Raw genomic sequence first — 19,832 nt, forward strand, 5'->3', positions numbered from 1 at the left:
TGGCTGTTTCAAAAATACAATGCGCATTTAAAACAGCCCTTAGTATAATTATTGTAATAAAGTTTGAACTTTACGTATAACTTCCTCAACCTTTTTTGCATTTTTCGAATACATTTGTTTTGCTTCCTCATTTTCAGTGGCAAGTGCAAATAATTCCAAATCTGCTTGGCACTTTTTTATTGAAGATAATAATAAGGGCATTTCTGTTGGCTTTGGAACTTGTATCTTATCATCGAATAAATCTACAGTTAACTGTCCAAAGGAATCCACTTGACCTAAAAACACATTTTCGATTGCGACCCCTTGTTTATCAAGTTCAGTCTTTAACCAGGCTTGATTTAATCCAAGTGTAGCCAATGGTTCATTTAGAATTTTTCCATCCATTATAACCGCTTGCGGTTCTTTTTCATCCGGTATTTTTACATTTAAATCTTTAAGGGTAAGCGGCTGGCGGTCTCGTTTTAGCAACACATTTAACTCACCCGTTGGTTCAAGGACTGCAAATTCGACATCTGCAAATTTAAACGCATTTTTTGTCCGTAATTGTTTTAGGAGCATATCAGTTGTAAATTGTTCCTTTTTTAGGTTATCCTCCATTACCTTTCCATCTTTTATTAAAACAGTACTCTTGCCATCAATAAAGGTTCGGACAACTTTGCTTTTAAGGGCAAGTAGATCTAGTAAGTATGTAATCCCCACCCAAACAACAACTGCTAGAATTCCATAATAAAAGTTGACCTCCAAGTGTAGGATTGTAATGGCTGCAATTCCACCAAGTGTGATACGCGAAATATAATCAAAATAAGAAAGCTGGGCCACCTGCTTTTTTCCGGCTAATTTGGCGGCAAAAAATAATAACATCAGCATTCCGATTGCACGAAGTATAACTTCAATCCAATTTGCCATAACACTATACTCCTTTTAGTTGAAGTTAAAGTCCTTTATATTGTGGTTCCTCCATTTCAAGCTGCTCCACCCGTTTATCCAAATCCATAATAACCTCATTTAAAGTATCTCTTGCTTCGTTAAGTATTTTGCGAGCTGCCTCTTCCTGTGCTAATGTTGATAATCCAAGTAACCCTTGTTCTATACCTTGCAAAGTAAATTTACATTGTTTCACCTGTGAACCAACCGTCATATGGATCCAACTCCTTTTTCCTTATCCTTTTGGCTTAAACAACACTGCACCGATAAATCCGAAAATAATAGCTGCTGATATACCGGAACTGGTCACCTCAAACATCCCGGTGATCACCCCAATAATCCCATGTTTTTCAGCCTCAGCCATTGCACCGTGAACTAAAGAATTACCGAAACTTGTTATTGGCACAGTTGCACCCGCCCCGGCAAATTCGATGAGCGGTTCATAAAGGCCGAATCCGTCTAGAACGGCTCCTAGACAAACTAGTGTACTTAAGGTATGTGCTGGAGTAAGCTTAAACACATCAAACATAATTTGCCCCATCACACAAATGGCTCCGCCTACTACAAAGGCCCAAAAATAAATGGCCATCTATAATCCACCTCCAGCGCCTACTTCAGTTTCTATAGAAACTGCGTGTGCAATACAAGGGATTGTTTCTTTTTGTTGAAATGTTAGTGGGGATAATAAGGCTCCTGTTGCCACTACCAATATTCTTTTTAAATTTCCATTTTTCATTTCATTTAGTAAATGTCCATATGTGACAACGGCTGAACAACCAGCACCACTTGCACCGGATAATATAGGCTGGCCCTCCCGGTAAATCAAAATTCCGCAATCTTTATATGTCTCTTCCGTTACTCCAATCCCATGCTTATTTAAAAGACCAAGGGAAATTTCATGTCCGATACGCCCTAAATCACCCGTGACAATTACATCATAATAGGATGCCGGGACATTCCTTTCTTTAAGATGAGCCTCAATCGTATCGACTGCCGCCGGAGCCATTGCCCCACCCATATTAAATGGATCAGATAACCCCATATCTACGACTTTGCCAATAGTTGCAGATGTTACAAATGGCCCATCCCCTTCCTCGGCAATAACGGCTGTACCCGCACCGGTAACGGTCCATTGGGCGGTTGGTGGCTTTTGTCCGCCATATTCAGTCGGATAGCGGAATTGTTTTTCAACTGCTGTATTATGACTGACAGCACCGGTTAATACGTATTTAGCGCCCTTTGCGTTCACAACAAAGGCGGACAACGCCAACCCTTCCATCGAAGTCGAACAGGCACCAAATAACCCGAAATAGGGTGCACCCAAGGTCCTTGCCGCAAAACTACTGGAGGTAATTTGATTGCTTAAATCACCACAAAAAAAGAATTGAATATCCTCTTTTTGTAATCCCGCTTTTTTTATCGATGCTTGACATGATTCCTCCAAAAAAACCTTTTCTGCCTTTTCATAGGAATCCTGCTCAAGCCATAAGTCATCGTGGATAATATCGAAGTCGTCAGCTAATCTGCCATTCCCTTCAAACGGTCCAACAACGGTAGCTGAAGATTTTATGACTGGTTTATTTTCAAAAATCCACGTACGGTGTCCGACTAACATTTATAAACCACCTCACATAGTTAAAAGTGTTTTAATTAAAGCGACAACAAAAGCAGAGAAAACACCAAACATAATAACAGAACCTGCCAATTTAAACATATTACTGCCTGTCCCTAAAACTAATCCTTCTGTCCGATGTTCAATTGCTGCAGAAATAACCGCATTTCCAAAACCAGTCACCGGTACGGCAGTTCCTGCACCTGCAAACTGGGCAAAGCGGTCATAAATCCCAAAGCCGGTCAATAGCATCGTAATAAAAATCAAAACAGCAACAGTTGGGTTTCCAACCGTTTGTTCAGTGAAATTAAAATAGGTCATAAAAAATGTTTGAATCATTTGACCAATAAGACAAATAAAACCACCAACTAAAAAAGCACGAATACAATTTTTAACAACAGGACGTTTTGTCTCCCGCTCTTTTTCATATTGTTGGTACTCCTGCATCGTTGGTGTGAGATTTTTCTTTTTTTGATTAGGCATTGTAGTGCTTCCCCCTTTTATGTTTGTTCTTTCATAAGTTGATTTATTTGCTGCAATTCTTTATCCAGTTTCTTTTTTGAAATGTCATGGTTAATAATTTTTTCCTCAAGTTTTTCTAATTCAATAAAAATTTTATGATCTGTTGTTACTTCAACGTTTTTTATGTTTATTTCTTTTTCTAACGTTTTTTTCATTTCTTTAGTTAATATTTTAGACTTAAAGGTATTCCAATGCTCTAACTCAACGGCAGCAATTAGAAGATCCTTTGACTGAACCGAACGAACTAACTTTACTTGGTCCTTCTTTAATAAAATATTTTTTGCTTTATTTGCTTCATCTTGATCAATGGTCTGTTGACTTTCGGAGGTGCTCATTTTAACAGGTCGTATACCGTTATTTATCGTATCCGGTTCCACCTGACCACAACCTGATAATAAAAAATATAAAAAAGAAATAATAAATAAAAATGGCGTTTTTTTCATGCAATCATCCTTTTATGTGACATGAAAGAGGCTGTATTAGCAGCCCCTTAATTACAGTGTTTTCGAAAGTTACGTTAGCTGTTATATTGTGGTTCCTCATTTTGAATTTCTTGAACACGGGCACTCAAAGAGTCGATAATTTGCTGGGTTTGTTGGGCAGCATTTTGATACATTTGTTTTGCAGTTTTATTCTCCGTTTGAAGGGCAAATGTTTCAAAGTTCGCTTGTGCACCTTTTAATCCGGCTAAAGTTTGTTTTACCTGTGTTGATACAGTCATATTTCTACCTCCCGAAAAAATAAGTTTTTAAAATTTTACAATTGTAGTATCAGTTAAAACCGACATGTTATACAAAGTCGCAATTAGGAATTTGCTTCCAGCAGAAAATAAGTAGCTATCCCCCCTGAAATTTTGTATTTTTTTACGAAAAGTGTGAAACGATAGTAAAAAGTTATAAAAGGGGTAATTTAAATTGAACTTACATAGAAAACTTGCTGTTATTCCTTTTCAAGAAAGAGCTTTTGTCGAAGGCACACTAGAGCAAATCGGGGATGAATGGATTTTTTTCGATGAAATCAATGAGGAAGCCTTTGATCTTGGGGAATTGTCCGTGGAACTTGAGGTATTCTTAAAAGGAATATGGATGAAAGGGATTATCATTGATAAAAGTCTTCTTTATATCGAAAACGATTTTCATTATTTTAAAGATGGGGACCGTATTCGATATAAAAAAAACCTAACCCATTCCTTTAAAAAACTGATTGAAGAACTTTCAGAAGAATCATATATGAGTTTTGTAGAAACCTTAAACTCACTTTCCTACTCGTTGTATGATTGTGTTTTCTGCAATAATTTTCTCGATTTACTGCAAATGAGACAAGCTAAAGAGGGAATGAACGTCATAATCTTTGATAATGAAGAACAAATTTGTGTTGTTCAACATTATTTTTCCAGACATTCCGACAATAAAATCGAGGACCGGTTTGAGTTCGCATTAAGCGACGGCAAACGAATCATCGGTTCATTTATATCATAATTAAAAAAGCTGCCGAATTGGCAGCTTTTTTATAAAACAACATAACCGAAAAATAACACGATTAATAATGATACAACAAATTGAATCCAAAATAGTTCGGTAGATTTACCTTTCGCTTGCTTCATTAAAAGCATCTCCATTGAAGCAATAACCCACAGTCCCGCTAAAGCTTTCCAAAATACAGCAGACGTAAATATACCTGAACCTAGACTAGAAGCATAAATTCCAAATAAATGTCCGCCAGTAGCTAAAATCAATATATAAAACAGACGTAAAATCATCTTTGTAATTTTAGCTGGTTTTTGTTTCCCTTTTTTTTGCATAGAATAACTTACAAACAATAAAATTATTGCTATAAACCAAGTTGTGACGTGCGCATGAATCAATCTATTTCCCCTCCAAGTCTTTTCTATATAACTCACAATCAAATTCCATTATACACGTAGATGATTCAAACTCAAAAAATATTGTCTGTTATAATGCTCGGATTAAACCACCATCTACTAATAATGCCTGGCCTGTTACATATGAATTGGCCCCGGAACATAGAAACACAGCAATGTTGGCAAACTCTTCCGGTTGTCCGTAGCGACCAAGTGGAATGGAGACTGCTTTTGATGCTCTTATTTCTTCAAGCGTCATTCCTGCTTTACTTGCACCAATTTGATCCAGTTCAGTCAATCTGTCAGTTCCAATCCGTCCAGGTCCTAGTGTATTAACTAAGATTTTATCTTTACCTAACTCGGTTGCCAGGCTTTTCGCTAAACCTGCAATACCATTTCGAAACGTATTCGATAAGATCAGTCCATCAATCGGCTCTTTAATCGACGAAGAAGCAATATTTAAAATCCGTCCGCCGCCTTGTTTTCTCATATGCGGCAATACTTCACGTGTAGCTCGTACAAAGCTTAGTAAATTCAATTCAAAAGCTTTTTGCCATGCATCATCTTCGAAGTTGTCAAATCCACCAGCTGGAGGACCACCGGCATTATTCACAAGAATGTCTACAGGACCAAATGCCTCGACTGCCGCTTGAACAGTTTCCTTTATTGAGGTTGGATTCGTAATATCACAAACTGTATAATGAACATTTCCATTTGTTTTATTTCTAATTTCCTCCGCTGCTGTCTTTAATGCATCCTCACTTCGGCTTGCGAGCATAATATTTGCGCCTTCTTCAGACAATTTCATAGCGATGGCCTTTCCTAATCCACGACTTGACGCCATCACTAAAGCTGTTTTCCCATTCAATCCTAAATCCAAATCAATAACCTCCCTATTCATCCCAATTATGTATCTTTTTTAACCTTATATGTATTTTCATATTATTCAAAAAAAATGTCAAAAAATAAGATCTATTAAAACAAACAGGAAGCAAATGGAACTACATCCTGCTTCCTGTTTGATCTTTTATTAGTTTACAAAACGGCCATCTTTCGATTTTCCGCTCTCTTCCCATTTTTGGTTGCGTAGATGGATTTTTTGAATTTTACCAGAAGCCGTTTTCGGTAACTCATCAACAAAGGTTACACCGGTAACAGCTTTAAAGTGAGCAAGTTTACTTCTTGAGAATTGGATAACCTCTTCTTCTGTTAGTGCTACTCCTTCCTTTACTACTACAAATGCATGTGGAGTTTCTCCCCATTTTTCGTGCGGCAAGGCAACAACGGCGGCCTCTAATATACTAGGATGTTCATATAACACACCCTCTACTTCAATTGAAGAAATGTTCTCTCCACCGCTAATGATGATATCTTTTTTACGGTCAACGATTTCAATTGTTCCATATTCGTCAACTGTTCCCATATCCCCTGTATGCAGCCAACCATCTTGGATCGTTTCCATAGTTGCTTGTTCGTTTTTCCAATAGCCTTTCATAACACTGTTGCTTCGTGTAATGACCTCGCCAATTTCTTGGCCATTCCAAGCCACTTCATCACCTAAGTCATTGACAACCTTTACTTCACAACCTATCATCTGAATTCCTGCTTTTGCTTTTAAGCGATACTTTTGCTCTTTTGTTAAATCTTCCAAATGTGGTCGGATTGGTGAAAACAAGCTAAGTGGTGATGACTCTGTCATGCCATATACTTGAATAAACTCCCAACCGATTTCCTCTTCTACTTTCGTCACGAAGGCTGGTGCAGGCGCAGACCCAGCAATTACAATGCGAACGTCATGGTCAAACGTTGGTTTCTTTTGATCATAATATTGCAGCAATCCATTTAATACCGTTGGAGCCATATGCATAACAGAAACTTTATGCTTTTGAACCAAATCCATAATCGTTTCCGGTACAATCTTTCTTAACATCACTTGTGTTGCGCCATTTGCCGTGTAATAAAATGGAGACCCCCATCCATTTACGTGGAACATCGGCAAAATATGCAATAATGTATCTTTGTCGGAAACACGAAGATGATGTTGTACAGATAATGCATGGAAGTAATTGTTACGGTGTGTTAACATTACTCCTTTAGGATTTCCTGTTGTTCCGCTTGTGTACAACAAACTACATACATCCTGCTCGTCCATTTCCGGACGATCAAAACGGTTAGAAGAAAATCTGCTTAACCATTGATCGTAGTTAATATCCTCACAAGTCTCATCAGCATAATGAATTAAAACGCTTTCAACTGTTTGCAACTTTTCACGAATCGGAGCAATCTGATGATATAGTTCCTGATCGCATACTAAAATTTTGGTTTCGCTATGGTTCAGTATAAATAGATAATCTTCCGGAGTTAAACGTGTGTTAAGCGGTACCATGATTGCACCAGTTTGAAAAACACCGTAAAATCCTTCTAGCATTTCTAAAGTATTTGGAGCAAGATATGCAACACGATCCCCTTTTTGTACCCCTAATGACTGTAACCCATGTGATAACTGATTCACTCTTTCATTTAACTCGGAATAAGTGTATTCTCTTCCGTCTGTATTAATAACTGCTTTTTTAGAGCCGTATAATTTAACAGCGCGGTCCAGAAAATCATTTAATAACATTGGTACGTACATGAAAATCCCCCTTGTGTTGAACTTTTTAGAAAATTCTAACACAAATATAGCATATATTACCCAATAAATGCCTAAAAAATTTTGCCCACTTCCTATAATTTTTTGTTCTGTAACACAATCTGGGTAAAAGTCATAAGGATATAACAAGTAATTAAACTAAAAGGGTGTTTTTATGCCAGCTATTGTAGGAGCAATTAACGTTGTAAATATCGGTACAGGTGCGGTCATAAATATCGGTGACGTCTTTACAATTGCACCAAAAGCATCCGCCAAAACATTTTCTGGTGCAGGGTCTTTTAATACAGGCGATTATAATACACTTACAAATTATTATAGCAACACAAATACTTATGAATCTGATGCGGTTGATCAGCCGATGGCCTTTAATTTATAAAAAATATTAAAGGGGGTTAACATATGAATTTTTACGTGAATCAAAGCATTATCATACAATATATTAAAATTGGCGGTATATCAAATTCATCCGTCCTTCAAATTGGTAGTGCCGGGATTATTAAACCACATTCCTATTTAGCTAATACAGGTGGTTATACGAAGCCGGCACCTACAGTAAAACCAAAACTTGTTCCTTTAGCCCCACCATAATTAATATAGGCATTCACCTATTCAGACTCGAGTCATAGGATATGTATTAGAAAGAGGTGAAGCTTATGTTTGGAAATAAATGCGGAATCAATCTATACCATTACTTTAGCCAAGTTGATACCTATTTACGGACACAACAAGAACAGATAAGAAAATTGAAAGAAGAAATAACCACTCTCAAGGAAACCATTAACCAATTACGCGAAAATCGAACTACAAATATAGATAAAATTGAGTACAAGTTTGACCAATTAAAAATCGAACGTTTAGAAGGAACTTTAAATATCGGGTTATCTCCTCAAGGCATGGCTGACCCTGAAGCATTCGAAAATTTTTCTGTAAACCAGAATCCACCTTCAAATATACCGATATTACAGCAGCATCCAGATCTTTATCCAACACTTAAACAAGATATCCGGCAGTTCATGGCAACAGATTGTCAACAGTTTATTGACGAATGCGCCGCAAAGTATAACATGAACCTGGGCGGTCCACACAGGTCATTTATTACGCAAGATATAGAAAGGCAGCTGGATGCGCGCCTTCATCATTACTTAAATCAAGCAGCACAAAACCATTTACGTGAAGGCAGTATGGAGGAAATCTTCCAATTTGTATCATCAGCAGTAAAAAAGGATATTGTTAATGCCATCGATGCCTTTGTTAAGCATATTCCAATGGGAGGGAGTTTTTAATGATTAATTATACCGTAATAAATCGTGAAGTATGTGTCGGTGACATTAAAATCATCGGGGTTTCCACCTCTTCGGTGTTCCTTGTAGGCGATACCAATACAATTTCAATGGTATCAGCCTTTGACACACCTCCAGAATCATTAATAATCGGCCCGTTTGTTCCATTAAATCCGCTTGGCTAGGAAGTTACTAGGAAGTGATATATTGAAATACAGACTTTCCATTGTTGATAAGTTTAAACTACGTACTCTATCCTACAGTTCTATCCTTGAGGTCGGAGATTCAAATCAAATTCTTCCTTACTCTTTAGCACTAGCCGTCCAACGGGAACAAGAAATATTTTTTGGAAATGAAGGGCATTTTAATTACCCGGTTTTTACTACTCCGATACCAAGACCGCTTATTACAGAACAAATACAGATAAATACAATAAATGAATCGCCCAAAATATATGTCCATTCAGTAGACATAACAGCTGCTTCTGTTTCGGGTGTCATTCAAATTGGATCCACAAATACTATTCAGGGAGAATCTAGAATTAAGCATATCCGTCAATTAGTAAATATCGAGGAAGAAGAAGTGGAAGAAGCTCAGACACAGCAGGCGGTACAACAATTATCTGGAAGTTAATAACCAAAATACCCGAACACTTTTTTCAGAATTTCCATACATTAATAATAGGACTAAGTTAGTATTAAAAAGGGTGTTCAGTATGCCTTCAGTAATTGGTGGACCGATAAATATTGGCACGGCAAGTGGAGTTGTTCATTTCGGTGATTCTTTTTATATTTCTCCAAAAAATGTTTCCAAATTGTATTCCGGATCTGGTGGAAGTAACACAGGAAATTTAAACGTGACTAATAATGGGGTAAGTGCGACGAATACATTTGACCCTGATGCTGCAGATCAACCTAATGCACAAAATGGATAAAGAGTGAATAATCATAACCTTTTATGATTTTCACTCTTTTTTCGCTATCTTCATCTGTTTGCTTCCCTACCTAGTTCCACTTTCGAGTATCAATTAATTTCTTTGAATCAGGTTTTAAGGAGCCTTTGGGAAGAACTTTAACAATAGGTGTTACACGTATTATATCTTTAATTTTCGCAACAATTTGGTCATTGATCAATTCAGCAGTTTCTATCATGATCTCAATCTGATCTTGATTGTTTTCCCTTGAAACGATAGCTTGATAAGTTTGAAAGCCTAATTCTTGAATGGTATTCGTTAGTTGCTTTTCACGGACAAACATTCCTTTTACCTTTACCCCATCACTTACTCTGCCTAATACACCTTCTAATCTTTGTCCTTCAAAACCTTTCACCCAACGTGATAGGTCCCCAGTACCAAATCTTATGAGCGGATATATTTCATCAAATAATGTTACGACTACTTCTCCTTCTCCCCCATCCTGTGGCAACTCTTTCCCTGTCAATGGATCACATAACTGAACTAATGCGGTTTCGGTTAGCTTTAATCCTGGGCCCTGTTTATCTTGATAGGCAATTAATCCGCAATCAGCTGTACCATATCCTTCATATGCGCAAATATTTAGCTTGTCACATCTTTGCTTTATTTCAGCAGTGACCATTTCTGCTGTAAAAAAAGCCTTTGAAAGCTTCAATTCATCCCCAACATTCCACCCTTTTTCCTCTGCGGCATCTAATAATATTGTTAAAAAACTAGGAGTCCCGACATATCCGGTTACTCCTAAGTCCTTCATAACCTGAATTTGCAGTTCCGTGTTTCCTGTTCCAGCGGGAATAACGGTAGCACCTAATCTCCGTAGGGCACCATCAAACATAAAACCTGCCGGTGATAAATGGTAGGAAAATGTATTTTGAACAATATCATTTTCGTTAAAGTTTGCAGCTTCTAAAGCTTCAGAGAATCTCCAATTATCACCCTCAATCGATTGGGGATCATAAATGGGACCCGGTGACATAAAGATTCTCACCATTTTCGATGCTTCCATTGTTGTCATTCCGCCGAATGGGGAGAATTCCTTTTGAAGGGTCGGCAAGTCCTCTTTTTTTAAGACGGGGAGTTTACAAAGGTCTTCCCTTGCCTCTATGTCTCGTGGCTCTAAATTAGCTGCAATCATACGATTTCTAAAGTCGTCCGAATTTTTATAGGCATGTTGAATAATATTTTGTAATTCGATCATTACAACCACCGCTTTCTCCGTTTATATGACTTTAAATCACGATAACTTTTTCTGCCTTTATCACTTAAACCAAGGTAAAATTCTCGTACATCTTCATTGGATAGAAGCTTGTCAACAGGACCATCCAATACAATTCTGCCGTTTTCCATAATATAGCCATAGTCCGCAATCGAAAGGGCGATATTCGCATTTTGTTCCACCACAAGAATAGTGGTACCTTCCTCTTTATTAATTTGTTTAATGATACTGAAAATCTCTTTAACTAGTAAAGGTGCGATCCCAAGGGATGGCTCATCTAATAGAAGGAGCTTTGGCTTCGCCATCAGTCCTCTACCGATCGCAAGCATCTGTTGCTCTCCACCAGAAAGATAGCCTGCTTGGGCGTGCTTTAACATTTCAAGCTTTGGAAAATAATGATACACCTTTTTAATATCTTCTTTTAAATTTTTTCTGTCCTTCCTTGTATGGGCACCAGCAATTAAATTATCTTCAACAGTTAAATGTTTAAAAACACGCCGCCCTTCCATACATTGAAAGATCCCTTTTTTAACAATCGTTTCGGCACTATTTTCATCAATTCTTTCTCCGCTTAAATTAATTTGCCCGTCGGTAACTTCTCCACGTTCACTTTTTAATAAGCCGGAAATAGCTTTAAGAGTTGTAGTTTTTCCTGCACCATTACTTCCTAATAAGGCAACGATCTTTCCTTCAGGAATGACCATTGACATCCCTTTAAGAACAAGAATGACTTTATCGTACATAACTTCAACGTTATTTAGAGTGAGCATATTTAACCTCCCATCTTAAAAGAAGGGTGTTCCCATTAGAAACACCCTCATTTTTTGTATTAATGGCCAATGTAATCTGTGATTACTTCAAACTTTCCGTCTTTTACTTGAGCAAGGCGGATTTGATTTGTTCCAGCGTGATTATCAGCAGAGAATGTTACTGGTGCTGCCAGACCTTGTAAATCCAAGTTATTGATTTTTTCTAACCCAGCGCGAATTCCTTCACCAGTAGTTGGATCGTCTGCAAGTCTGATACCTTCAACCATGATTTTTGCAGCAACCCATCCTTGAACGAATTTTTGGTTCTTGTCTTCAAGTTTTTCGCCTTTACTTTCAAGGAAAGTTTTAATTTCTGCTAAACCTGGAAGATCTTCATAAGGGAATGCATGGGTTACAACTCCGATAAAGCCTTCAGCAGCGTCACCTGTGATAGGTAGCAAGCCTTCACCTGTTGCCCAGTTTAAGCCAATAAACTGTGTAGTAATACCTAGCTTTTTAGCATCTTTCAGAATTGTTGCTGTTGCGCCCCAAGTTTCTTGGATAATTGCATAATCTGGATTTTTCTTTTGCATATTTAGTAATTGAGGTGTTGCATCTAACGCTTTCAGGTCAACGATTTGTTCATCAACAACTTCTATCCCAATTTCTGCAGCAAAATCTTTAGCATCTTGAATTGGAGACTTACCAAAGGCTGTATCATTATAAAGTAAGGCTACTGTTGGTGTTCCTGCAGTGTGATTATCCTTAATCCACTTTAACGCTGAGCGAGCTTGGTCAGAGTAGGACGCAGCTGATAAAAAATTGTATGGGCTCTCATCCATATTTTTTAGATTCTCAGAATAGGAAGCTGAAATAAATGGAAGCTTATCAGCAGCCACTAGTTGACGTAGTGCCTCTGTATCTCCAGTACCCCAGCCAAGAATCGCAGCTACTTGATCTTTAGATTTTAATTTTTGATAAAGCTTTGTTGCTTCAGGAATTTTGTATGCATAATCATCCCCAATTAATTCTAATTTGTAGCCATTTACAGGACCCTGTGTTGCTAAGTATTCAAAATAGGCTTTCTCCCCTTCTGCATATGGGGTTCCAACGTCACCAGTTCCACCGGTTAAATCAAAAAGGCCTCCAACCTTGATTGTTCCTTTTATTTCTTCCGCGGATATTGCTGTTTCCTCGGACTTTGCTTCCCCTTCATTTTTGTTGGTTGCTGCCGTTTGAGATGCTTTCTGCCCCCCACCTGAACATCCAACTAACATTCCAATTGCCAATACTGCCATCAAAACAAGCGACCAAAACTTCTTCATACTGCTCCCCCTTTTTTCTAAAAAATTACTATGCTATTGAAATAACGATAAGCGTTTTTTTGTATTTTCCACTTATCGGTTACCCCCGTTTTAAGAAAAATCAATCAATACGAAAATGGCCACAATTTAAAATAATCCTTAATGTTCTGCCATATTTTCGCCAATCCTTGTGGCTCGTAAATTAAGAAAATAATAATCACCAAACCGAAAACAACTTCCTTTAGACCATTTAAGACGTCAGCTAAATCTGGAAAAATACCACTAAACACCTCAATCACAGAACGAAGGACAACCGGTAGGAGTGTAATAAAGACTGCTCCATAAATGGAACCAAATACACTGCCAAGACCCCCAACTAAAATCATCGCTAAATATTCAATTGAAACAGTTGTACTATATAGTTCCGGGCTAACCACCATCATGTAATGGCCTAATAAGGCTCCAGCAATTCCTACGAAAAAGGAGCTAACGAAAAACGCCAGCACTTTATATTTGAATAAATCAATGCCAATAACCTCAGCAGCCACATCGCGGTCACGTACGGCTATAAAAGCGCGTCCAACCCTTGACCTAAACAAATTAAGTGAAAATAGAACAGTAGCTACTAAGATTACAAACATTAAATAATAGTAGCTCGTTTCACTATAAAAAGAGAAACTGCCAATTTCCGGCCGGTTTAAGACAAGACCCGCTGTACCCCCTGTTAAGGAATCCCATCTGGAAATGACAAACAAGATGATGACCTGTGCCGCGAGTGTTGCAATCGCCAGATAAAGTCCTTTTAAACGGAGTGATGGGATTCCAAATAGGGCACCTATCAAGGCCGTAATGACTCCTGCAACCGGCATCGCAACCCAAAAGCTTAAGCCAATCTTAGTAGTCAAAATCGCAGATGTATAACCACCAACCCCAAGAAAGGCACCCACACCAATCGAAATCTGGCCTGTAAAGCCCGTTAAAATATTAAGTCCAATCGCACCGATTGCTGCTATCCCACATAGTGTCGCCAGACCAACAATATAGTCGGAAGCAAATAACGGAAAAATCGCGAACAGAATAACAATGGCCAAAATACGCATCCGCACCCGCGATATTTTCCAAATCGCCATATCTTGCTTATAGTTCACATGGAATTCACCACAGTCCATGACAAATGGGTTTCTCAATTCTTACACCCTCTCTATTTCTTTTTTGCCAAATAATCCATATGGCTTAAACATTAAAATGAGTACAAGGATGATAAATGGCATGACTTCTTTCAATCCCCCACCTACTAGAGGATCAAGATAACCACCTGTCATACTTTCAACTACGCCAATGATAACTCCACCGATAATGGCTCCAGGGATACTATCAAGACCACCAAGAATTGCTACCGGAAGTACTTTTAAGCCAATAAAAGCGAGGGAAGAGTTTACCCCATTAATATTCCCGATTAAAACCCCGCCAACTGCTGATACGATGGCAGCTATCGCCCATGCACAGGCAAAGATAACCTTAACGCTGATCCCCATGGACATTGCTGCTTGTTGATCATCTGCTGTTGCCCGCATCGCAATCCCCATCTTAGAATATTTGAAAAATAGGGTGAATAGTAAAAGCATGACAATAACAATCGCAAGCGACCATAAATAAACAGGTGCTACTACAACACTGCCAAGTTTTACAGGTGTTTCGGAAAAAATGCTAGGAAATACTTTCGTTTCATGACCCCAGATAATATGAACAATCCCTAACAAAACGCTTGATAAACCAATAGTTGCCATGATTAAGGAAATAACCGGCTCCCCTATGAAAGGCCTTAAGACAATCCGCTCGATGACCAACCCTAGTACTGCACTAAATAGAAGGGTAATGATCAGTGCTGGAATAAATGGGATATGATAGCTTGATACGAGTGTCAAACACACATATGTACCAACAAGCAAAAACTCCCCTTGAGCAAAATTGATCGCATCACTAGATTTGTAGATTAAGACAAATCCTAGTGCAACCAAGGCATAAACACTGCCAATAACAATTCCCGTCACTAGCATTTGCAGAAAGAACGTCATGCAATCCCCACCTCTTCTTCCCATAATGAGATGACCTGTAAGGTTGTACGAATGGTTTGTTGTTTTCCATCCCGATATTTAATTAATCCTTGAACATCAATTTTTTCATTCTCTGAATACAACCCTTCGATGAGATCCTCATATTTTTTAGCGACAAATTGGCGGCGCACCTTCTTGGTACGAGTCAATTCCTCATCATCTGCATCTAATTCTTTGTAAAGGAGAACAAATTTCTTGACTCGAGCTTTTTCAGGTAAGGCTTTGTTCACTTCATTCACCTGTTCCTGAATGAGGTCAAGGACCGCTTCCTTTGATGATAGATCCGTGTACGTTGTATACGTAATCTGGTTTTTCTCTGCCCAGCGGCCGACATTTTCCATATCAATATTGATCATCGCAACAACATATGGTCTTCCACGTCCAATCGCAACAGCCTCTTTAATATATTGACTAAACTTTAATTTATTCTCGATAAATTGCGGTGAGAACATTTCTCCTGTTTGCAGGCGGATTACATCTTTTACCCGGTCAATGATGTACAGATGACCACTTTCATCCAGACTGCCTGCATCTCCAGTACGCAACCAACCGTCTTCAATTGTTTCTTTTGTCGACTGTTCATTTTTATAGTAGCCTTTACAAACACTAGTACTTTTAATTAGTATTTCTCCTTCTTCAGAAATCTTCACCATTGTGCCTGGTAAAGCAACACCGACGCTGTCTATTTTTATATCACCGTCACGATGAACGATAGAAATACCGGAAACCTCAGTTTGTCCATAAATGCTCTTTACATTTACACCGATACTATGGAAAAAGCGGAATACGTCCGGACCAAGCGGAGCACCACCTGTATAGGCACGCTTTATTCTTAATAACCCTAAATGATCCCGAATTGCACTAAACATTAGATAGTCCGCGAGATTATACATTATTTTCGTTCCGGTGCTTATAGTTTTATTGTTTAAATGGGCATCGGCCACTCTCTCACCAATAGGCTTACACCATTCATATATTTTGCGTTTGAGCCAGCTTGCATCTTGAATTTTCACTTGAAATCTTGAAAGCATATCTTCATAAATTCTTGGAGGCGAAAACATGACATGAGGGCCAATTTCCCTAATATTTTGTAAAACAGTTGAAGGTTCTTCTGGAAAGTTTATGGTTAGACCGTTATAAAGTCCAAGTGCTATTGACATCATTTGTTCCCCGATCCATGCCAGCGGGAGAAACGAAAGATATTGATCATTTCCTTCCAATGGATCAATACTTGAAAGATTTTTTGCCATATCAAATAAATTTTGATAGGTTAGCATCGTTCCTTTTGGATTTCCTGTTGTTCCGGACGTATAGGATAAGATTGCAACATCCTCATATTTTCCCTTTTCAAGCTCTTGTTCAAATAGTTTGGGATCTATTTCGTTTACCTTTTTACCAATAGATTGGACATCTTTAAAAAATAATAGATTAGGATCATTGTAATCTCTCATTCCACGATCATCATAATAGATAATCCATCTAACCTTTGGAATTTCTTGCTTGATTTCTAATAACTTATCAACCTGCTCTTGATCTTCCACAACAACAATACAGGCATCAGAATTATCGATAATATAGCTGATTTCGTTCGGGAGTGACTCTTGATAGATTCCAACCGAGACCCCGCCTAAGCTTTGCGTGGCTATTTCACTTATGACCCACTCTGGCCGATTGTCGCCAATAATAGCCAACTTATCGCCTCTTCTTAAACCTAATTCTGAAAGGCCCAGTGCAAATTGCTTCACCTGCTCAAGATAGTTCAAGTACGTGTATTCATTCCAAATACCAAAGTCTTTTTCACGTAAAGCAACTTTTGCCCCTTCTTTCCTTGCCCTTTCTACTAGAGCCTGAGGAAATGTCAGATTTATCATTCAATCTCCCCCCTTATCCTACTTTCTCTTCACCAAGATAGGCTTCTATCACTTTAGGATTATTCTGAACTTCAGTTGGAGTTCCATAGGCAATTAGCTTTCCAAAATCAAGTACTGCAATATGATCTGATAAATCCATTACGACACCCATATCGTGCTCTATTAAGATGATCGTAGTTTTCATCTCTTCATGTATGTCAATGATATAACGAGCCATGTCTTCCTTTTCTTCCGTATTCATACCTGCCATTGGTTCATCTAACAACAATAACTCCGGTTCCAGCGCTAGGGCTCGGCCCATTTCAACCCGTTTTTGCAGACCATAGGAAAGTGTCCCTACCGGTATGTTTCGAATATCTTCTATCTCTAAAAAATCGATAACATCCTCTACTTTCCTGCGGTGCTCTACTTCCTCACGCTGTGCCTTTCCCCAATAAAACCCGCTTGCCAAGAGTCCAGTTTTCATTCTGACATGCCTTCCAAGCATTAAATTATCCAATACAGATAAATGTGGGAACAGCTCAATATTTTGAAACGCCCTGGCAAAACCAAGGGCCGCTCTTTTGTGAGGCTTTAAGTGATTGATTTTTTCCCCATTAAAAATGACCGACCCCTCAGTCGGATGGTATAAGCCGCTGATACAATTCAGCATACTTGTTTTCCCAGCCCCGTTAGGTCCTATTAATGAAAAGATTTCCCCTTTGTTTACAACATAACTAACGTGATCAAGGGCAAGTACGCCCCCAAACCGTAATGTTACGTCTTTTATTTCTAGAACTCCCAATTTTCCCCCTCCTATTATATAACAGAATTGAAAGCGTTTACCAATTGATGATAACATCGTTTTAGTTAGAATACAACGAAAATTTATAATTTTCTTACAACATATTATGTTTTATGCAAAGATTTTTTAATTAATGATTGATTTAACAAAATAAGTGTACAAGTTGTATAGTAAAAAAAATGAGGCTACCCCATAAGGAGTAGCCTCACTTTATTTTTATATTAGTCTTCCATTGTTGATAGGTCGCCTGTTGGTAGACCAAGCTCCCATGCCTTTAGGACACGGCGCATGATTTTTCCTGATCTTGTCTTAGGAATTGTTTCACGAACCTCAATCATTCTTGGTGCGGCATGTGCAGCTAAACGTGTTTTAACAAATGAACGAATTTCTTCTTTTAATTCATCACTATCAACGAAACCTTCACGAAGTGTAATGAATGCTTTAATTACTTCACCGCGAACTGGGTCAGGGACACCAATTACTCCTGCCTCAGCAACAGCCGGATGTTCTACAAGCTTGCTCTCAACCTCAAATGGTCCAACACGCTCACCAGATGTATTGATAACATCGTCCACACGGCCTTCAAACCAGAAGTAGCCATCTTCATCCTTGTAAGCAGAGTCACCAGTTACAAACCAGCCAGTTTCAAAATATTGATCATACTTCTCTTGGTTATTCCAAATAGCTCGTACCATTGCCGGCCATTTTGGTTTAATCGCCAAGTTGCCCATTCTGTTTGCCGGTAATTCATTTCCTTGGTCATCAACGATGGAAAGTGTAATGCCTGGAAGCGGCTTGCCCATTGAACCAGGGCGAATTGGGTTACAACGGAAGTTCGCACAAATACAAGAACCAGTTTCAGTCATCCACCAGTTGTCATGAATCCGATGATTTAATACCTCTAATCCCCAACGAACAACTTCAGGATTTAATGGTTCGCCAGCTGAAAGGATATGGCGCAGCTTTGATAAATCATATTTCTTAGGAAGCTCATTTCCTGCTGCCATGATCATTCGTAAAGCTGTTGGTGCACTGAACCAAACATTTACACCATACTTTTCTAGCGTTTGGAACCACTCTTCAGCTTTAAAACGTCCGCCACGGAGAACAGCGGTTACACCATTTAACCAAGGTGACCACATACCTGCTGAAGTTCCAGTTACCCAGCCTGGGTCAGCTGTACACCAATATACATCGCCCTCGCGAAGGTCATACGTCCATTTTCCTGCTAGGTATTGATGAATCATGGCATCATGTACTTGAAGAACCCCTTTTGGTTTTCCCGTAGATCCTGACGTATAATGAAGCAGCATACCCGTTTCACGGTCTACCCATTCAATTGTATATTCATCAGACTTGCTCATTAAATCTTGATATAAAACTTGATTATCAGCTGTTGTCTCTTCTCCGCCTACTAAAATGACATGTTTTAATTCAGGTAGTTCATCAACTGGAATCCGTTCTAGTAAGGCAGGTGTTGTTACAACTGCTACCGCTCCACTATCACTCAAACGGTCTTTTACAGCTTCCTCCATAAACGCTTCAAACAACGGACCTGCGATCGCCCCCATACGAATAATTCCTAAAAGCGAAATATACAATTCCGGTGTACGAGGCATGAAAATAAAGACGCGATCCCCTTTTTCCACACCATATGAACGCAATCCGTTCGCAAATTGACTTGAAAGCTTTTGGATATCCTGATAAGTATAGGCTTCATCACGGACACCATCTGTAAAAAACAAGGCAGTTTGATCCGCTTTTCCATTGTTTACGTGACGGTCGATTGCTTCGTAAACCATGTTAACCTTTCCTGTTTGGTACCAAGTAAACGTCTTCTCAATCTCTTTCCAGTCAAAATTGGCAACTGCTTCATCATAATTTTTTAGATTTGCTGTTTCATCAATCAATAGTACTTCATTTGTCATTGCGTTCGTTGTCATATCCCCTGACCCCCAATAATAAGATTTTC

Annotated in this window: 25 protein-coding genes; 7 read left to right on the forward strand and 18 right to left on the reverse strand. The window is 38.6% G+C overall.

Translation table 11 applies throughout. The features are described from left to right. Positions 1–48 precede the first annotated feature (48 nt). The 7 genes from P9E47_RS03010 to P9E47_RS03040 all read right to left on the reverse strand — a co-directional run bounded on the left by P9E47_RS03010 (position 49) and on the right by P9E47_RS03040 (position 3,779). The gene (locus P9E47_RS03010) at positions 49–906 is read right to left on the reverse strand and encodes a DUF421 domain-containing protein (RefSeq protein ID WP_326162579.1); all 858 of its coding nucleotides are present in this window, start codon (positions 904–906) and stop codon (positions 49–51) included. A gap of 25 nt (positions 907–931) precedes the next feature. Further along, positions 932–1,138: a DUF4094 domain-containing protein gene (locus P9E47_RS03015; RefSeq protein ID WP_326162581.1), complete on the reverse strand. Its 207-nt coding sequence runs from the start codon at positions 1,136–1,138 to the stop codon at positions 932–934. 21 nt (positions 1,139–1,159) lie between these two features. Continuing rightward, on the reverse strand, positions 1,160–1,513 hold the full coding sequence (spoVAE, locus tag P9E47_RS03020) for a stage V sporulation protein AE (RefSeq protein ID WP_004431652.1): 354 nt from the start codon (positions 1,511–1,513) through the stop codon (positions 1,160–1,162). Further along, on the reverse strand, positions 1,514–2,539 hold the full coding sequence (gene spoVAD, locus P9E47_RS03025) for a stage V sporulation protein AD (protein ID WP_326162582.1): 1,026 nt from the start codon (positions 2,537–2,539) through the stop codon (positions 1,514–1,516). 12 nt (positions 2,540–2,551) lie between these two features. Then, on the reverse strand, positions 2,552–3,019 hold the full coding sequence (gene spoVAC / locus P9E47_RS03030) for a stage V sporulation protein AC (RefSeq protein WP_004431648.1): 468 nt from the start codon (positions 3,017–3,019) through the stop codon (positions 2,552–2,554). Positions 3,020–3,036: 17 nt separating this feature from the next. Further along, positions 3,037–3,501: a hypothetical protein gene (locus P9E47_RS03035; protein WP_004431645.1), complete on the reverse strand. Its 465-nt coding sequence runs from the start codon at positions 3,499–3,501 to the stop codon at positions 3,037–3,039. A gap of 74 nt (positions 3,502–3,575) precedes the next feature. Further along, on the reverse strand, positions 3,576–3,779 hold the full coding sequence (locus P9E47_RS03040; RefSeq protein ID WP_004431643.1) for a DUF1657 domain-containing protein: 204 nt from the start codon (positions 3,777–3,779) through the stop codon (positions 3,576–3,578). 193 nt (positions 3,780–3,972) lie between these two features. Here P9E47_RS03040 and P9E47_RS03045 point away from each other — a divergent pair, with 193 nt between their 5' ends. Further along, on the forward strand, positions 3,973–4,536 hold the full coding sequence (locus tag P9E47_RS03045; protein ID WP_004431642.1) for a DUF2777 family protein: 564 nt from the start codon (positions 3,973–3,975) through the stop codon (positions 4,534–4,536). Between the two features lie 29 nt (positions 4,537–4,565). Here the strand turns inward: P9E47_RS03045 and P9E47_RS03050 are convergent, their stop codons facing one another. From P9E47_RS03050 to P9E47_RS03060, 3 genes are all read right to left on the reverse strand, one after another. After that, on the reverse strand, positions 4,566–4,922 hold the full coding sequence (locus P9E47_RS03050) for a YisL family protein (protein ID WP_004431640.1): 357 nt from the start codon (positions 4,920–4,922) through the stop codon (positions 4,566–4,568). Between the two features lie 88 nt (positions 4,923–5,010). Next, positions 5,011–5,799 (reverse strand): SDR family oxidoreductase, encoded by a 789-nt coding sequence (locus P9E47_RS03055; protein WP_004431638.1) that lies wholly within the window; start codon positions 5,797–5,799, stop codon positions 5,011–5,013. A 150-nt stretch (positions 5,800–5,949) separates the two neighbouring features. Next, positions 5,950–7,551: a long-chain-fatty-acid--CoA ligase gene (locus P9E47_RS03060; RefSeq protein ID WP_004431637.1), complete on the reverse strand. Its 1,602-nt coding sequence runs from the start codon at positions 7,549–7,551 to the stop codon at positions 5,950–5,952. A gap of 172 nt (positions 7,552–7,723) precedes the next feature. Here P9E47_RS03060 and P9E47_RS03065 point away from each other — a divergent pair, with 172 nt between their 5' ends. The 6 genes from P9E47_RS03065 (at position 7,724) to P9E47_RS03090 (ending at position 9,783) form a co-directional block, all read left to right on the forward strand. After that, entirely contained in the window at positions 7,724–7,945 is a 222-nt protein-coding gene (locus tag P9E47_RS03065; protein ID WP_004431635.1) for a spore germination protein, read from the forward strand. Positions 7,946–7,968: 23 nt separating this feature from the next. Further along, positions 7,969–8,157, forward strand: coding sequence for a spore germination protein GerPB (locus P9E47_RS03070; RefSeq protein WP_004431633.1), 189 nt, complete (start codon positions 7,969–7,971; stop codon positions 8,155–8,157). A 65-nt stretch (positions 8,158–8,222) separates the two neighbouring features. Continuing rightward, positions 8,223–8,852, forward strand: a complete 630-nt coding sequence (gerPC, locus tag P9E47_RS03075) for a spore germination protein GerPC (protein WP_004431632.1) — start codon at positions 8,223–8,225, stop codon at positions 8,850–8,852. 2 nt (positions 8,853–8,854) lie between these two features. After that, positions 8,855–9,034 carry a spore gernimation protein GerPD gene (locus tag P9E47_RS03080; protein WP_035195799.1) on the forward strand — a complete coding sequence of 60 codons (180 nt, stop codon included), beginning with the start codon at positions 8,855–8,857 and terminating at the stop codon, positions 9,032–9,034. A 22-nt stretch (positions 9,035–9,056) separates the two neighbouring features. Then, positions 9,057–9,482, forward strand: coding sequence for a spore germination protein GerPE (locus P9E47_RS03085; protein WP_004431629.1), 426 nt, complete (start codon positions 9,057–9,059; stop codon positions 9,480–9,482). Between the two features lie 82 nt (positions 9,483–9,564). After that, entirely contained in the window at positions 9,565–9,783 is a 219-nt protein-coding gene (locus P9E47_RS03090) for a spore germination protein (RefSeq protein ID WP_004431627.1), read from the forward strand. Positions 9,784–9,853: 70 nt separating this feature from the next. On the opposite strand, the gene P9E47_RS03095 is transcribed toward P9E47_RS03090, so the two are convergent. From P9E47_RS03095 to acsA, 8 genes are all read right to left on the reverse strand, one after another. Beyond that, positions 9,854–11,020 (reverse strand): phenylacetate--CoA ligase family protein, encoded by a 1,167-nt coding sequence (locus tag P9E47_RS03095; RefSeq protein ID WP_004431624.1) that lies wholly within the window; start codon positions 11,018–11,020, stop codon positions 9,854–9,856. After that, positions 11,020–11,808, reverse strand: a complete 789-nt coding sequence (locus P9E47_RS03100; protein WP_004431621.1) for an ABC transporter ATP-binding protein — start codon at positions 11,806–11,808, stop codon at positions 11,020–11,022. The genes P9E47_RS03095 and P9E47_RS03100 overlap by 1 nt, the downstream gene beginning before the upstream one ends. Positions 11,809–11,867: 59 nt before the next feature. Beyond that, positions 11,868–13,112: an ABC transporter substrate-binding protein gene (locus P9E47_RS03105; RefSeq protein WP_004431619.1), complete on the reverse strand. Its 1,245-nt coding sequence runs from the start codon at positions 13,110–13,112 to the stop codon at positions 11,868–11,870. A gap of 104 nt (positions 13,113–13,216) precedes the next feature. Then, positions 13,217–14,278, reverse strand: a complete 1,062-nt coding sequence (locus P9E47_RS03110) for a branched-chain amino acid ABC transporter permease (RefSeq protein ID WP_326162584.1) — start codon at positions 14,276–14,278, stop codon at positions 13,217–13,219. Between the two features lie 3 nt (positions 14,279–14,281). Then, positions 14,282–15,166, reverse strand: coding sequence for a branched-chain amino acid ABC transporter permease (locus tag P9E47_RS03115; protein ID WP_004431616.1), 885 nt, complete (start codon positions 15,164–15,166; stop codon positions 14,282–14,284). Next, positions 15,163–17,076 carry an AMP-binding protein gene (locus tag P9E47_RS03120; protein ID WP_004431614.1) on the reverse strand — a complete coding sequence of 638 codons (1,914 nt, stop codon included), beginning with the start codon at positions 17,074–17,076 and terminating at the stop codon, positions 15,163–15,165. The genes P9E47_RS03115 and P9E47_RS03120 overlap by 4 nt, the downstream gene beginning before the upstream one ends. 13 nt (positions 17,077–17,089) lie before the next feature. Beyond that, a complete protein-coding gene (locus P9E47_RS03125; RefSeq protein WP_004431613.1) occupies positions 17,090–17,860 on the reverse strand; it encodes an ABC transporter ATP-binding protein in 771 nt (256 codons plus the stop codon). 221 nt (positions 17,861–18,081) lie between these two features. Then, a complete protein-coding gene (gene acsA / locus P9E47_RS03130) occupies positions 18,082–19,803 on the reverse strand; it encodes an acetate--CoA ligase (RefSeq protein WP_004431610.1) in 1,722 nt (573 codons plus the stop codon). Positions 19,804–19,832: the final 29 nt, after the last annotated feature.

Origin of the sequence: Schinkia azotoformans (assembly GCF_035811335.1) — a bacterium.
Lineage (GTDB): Bacteria > Bacillota > Bacilli > Bacillales > Bacillaceae_J > Schinkia > Schinkia azotoformans.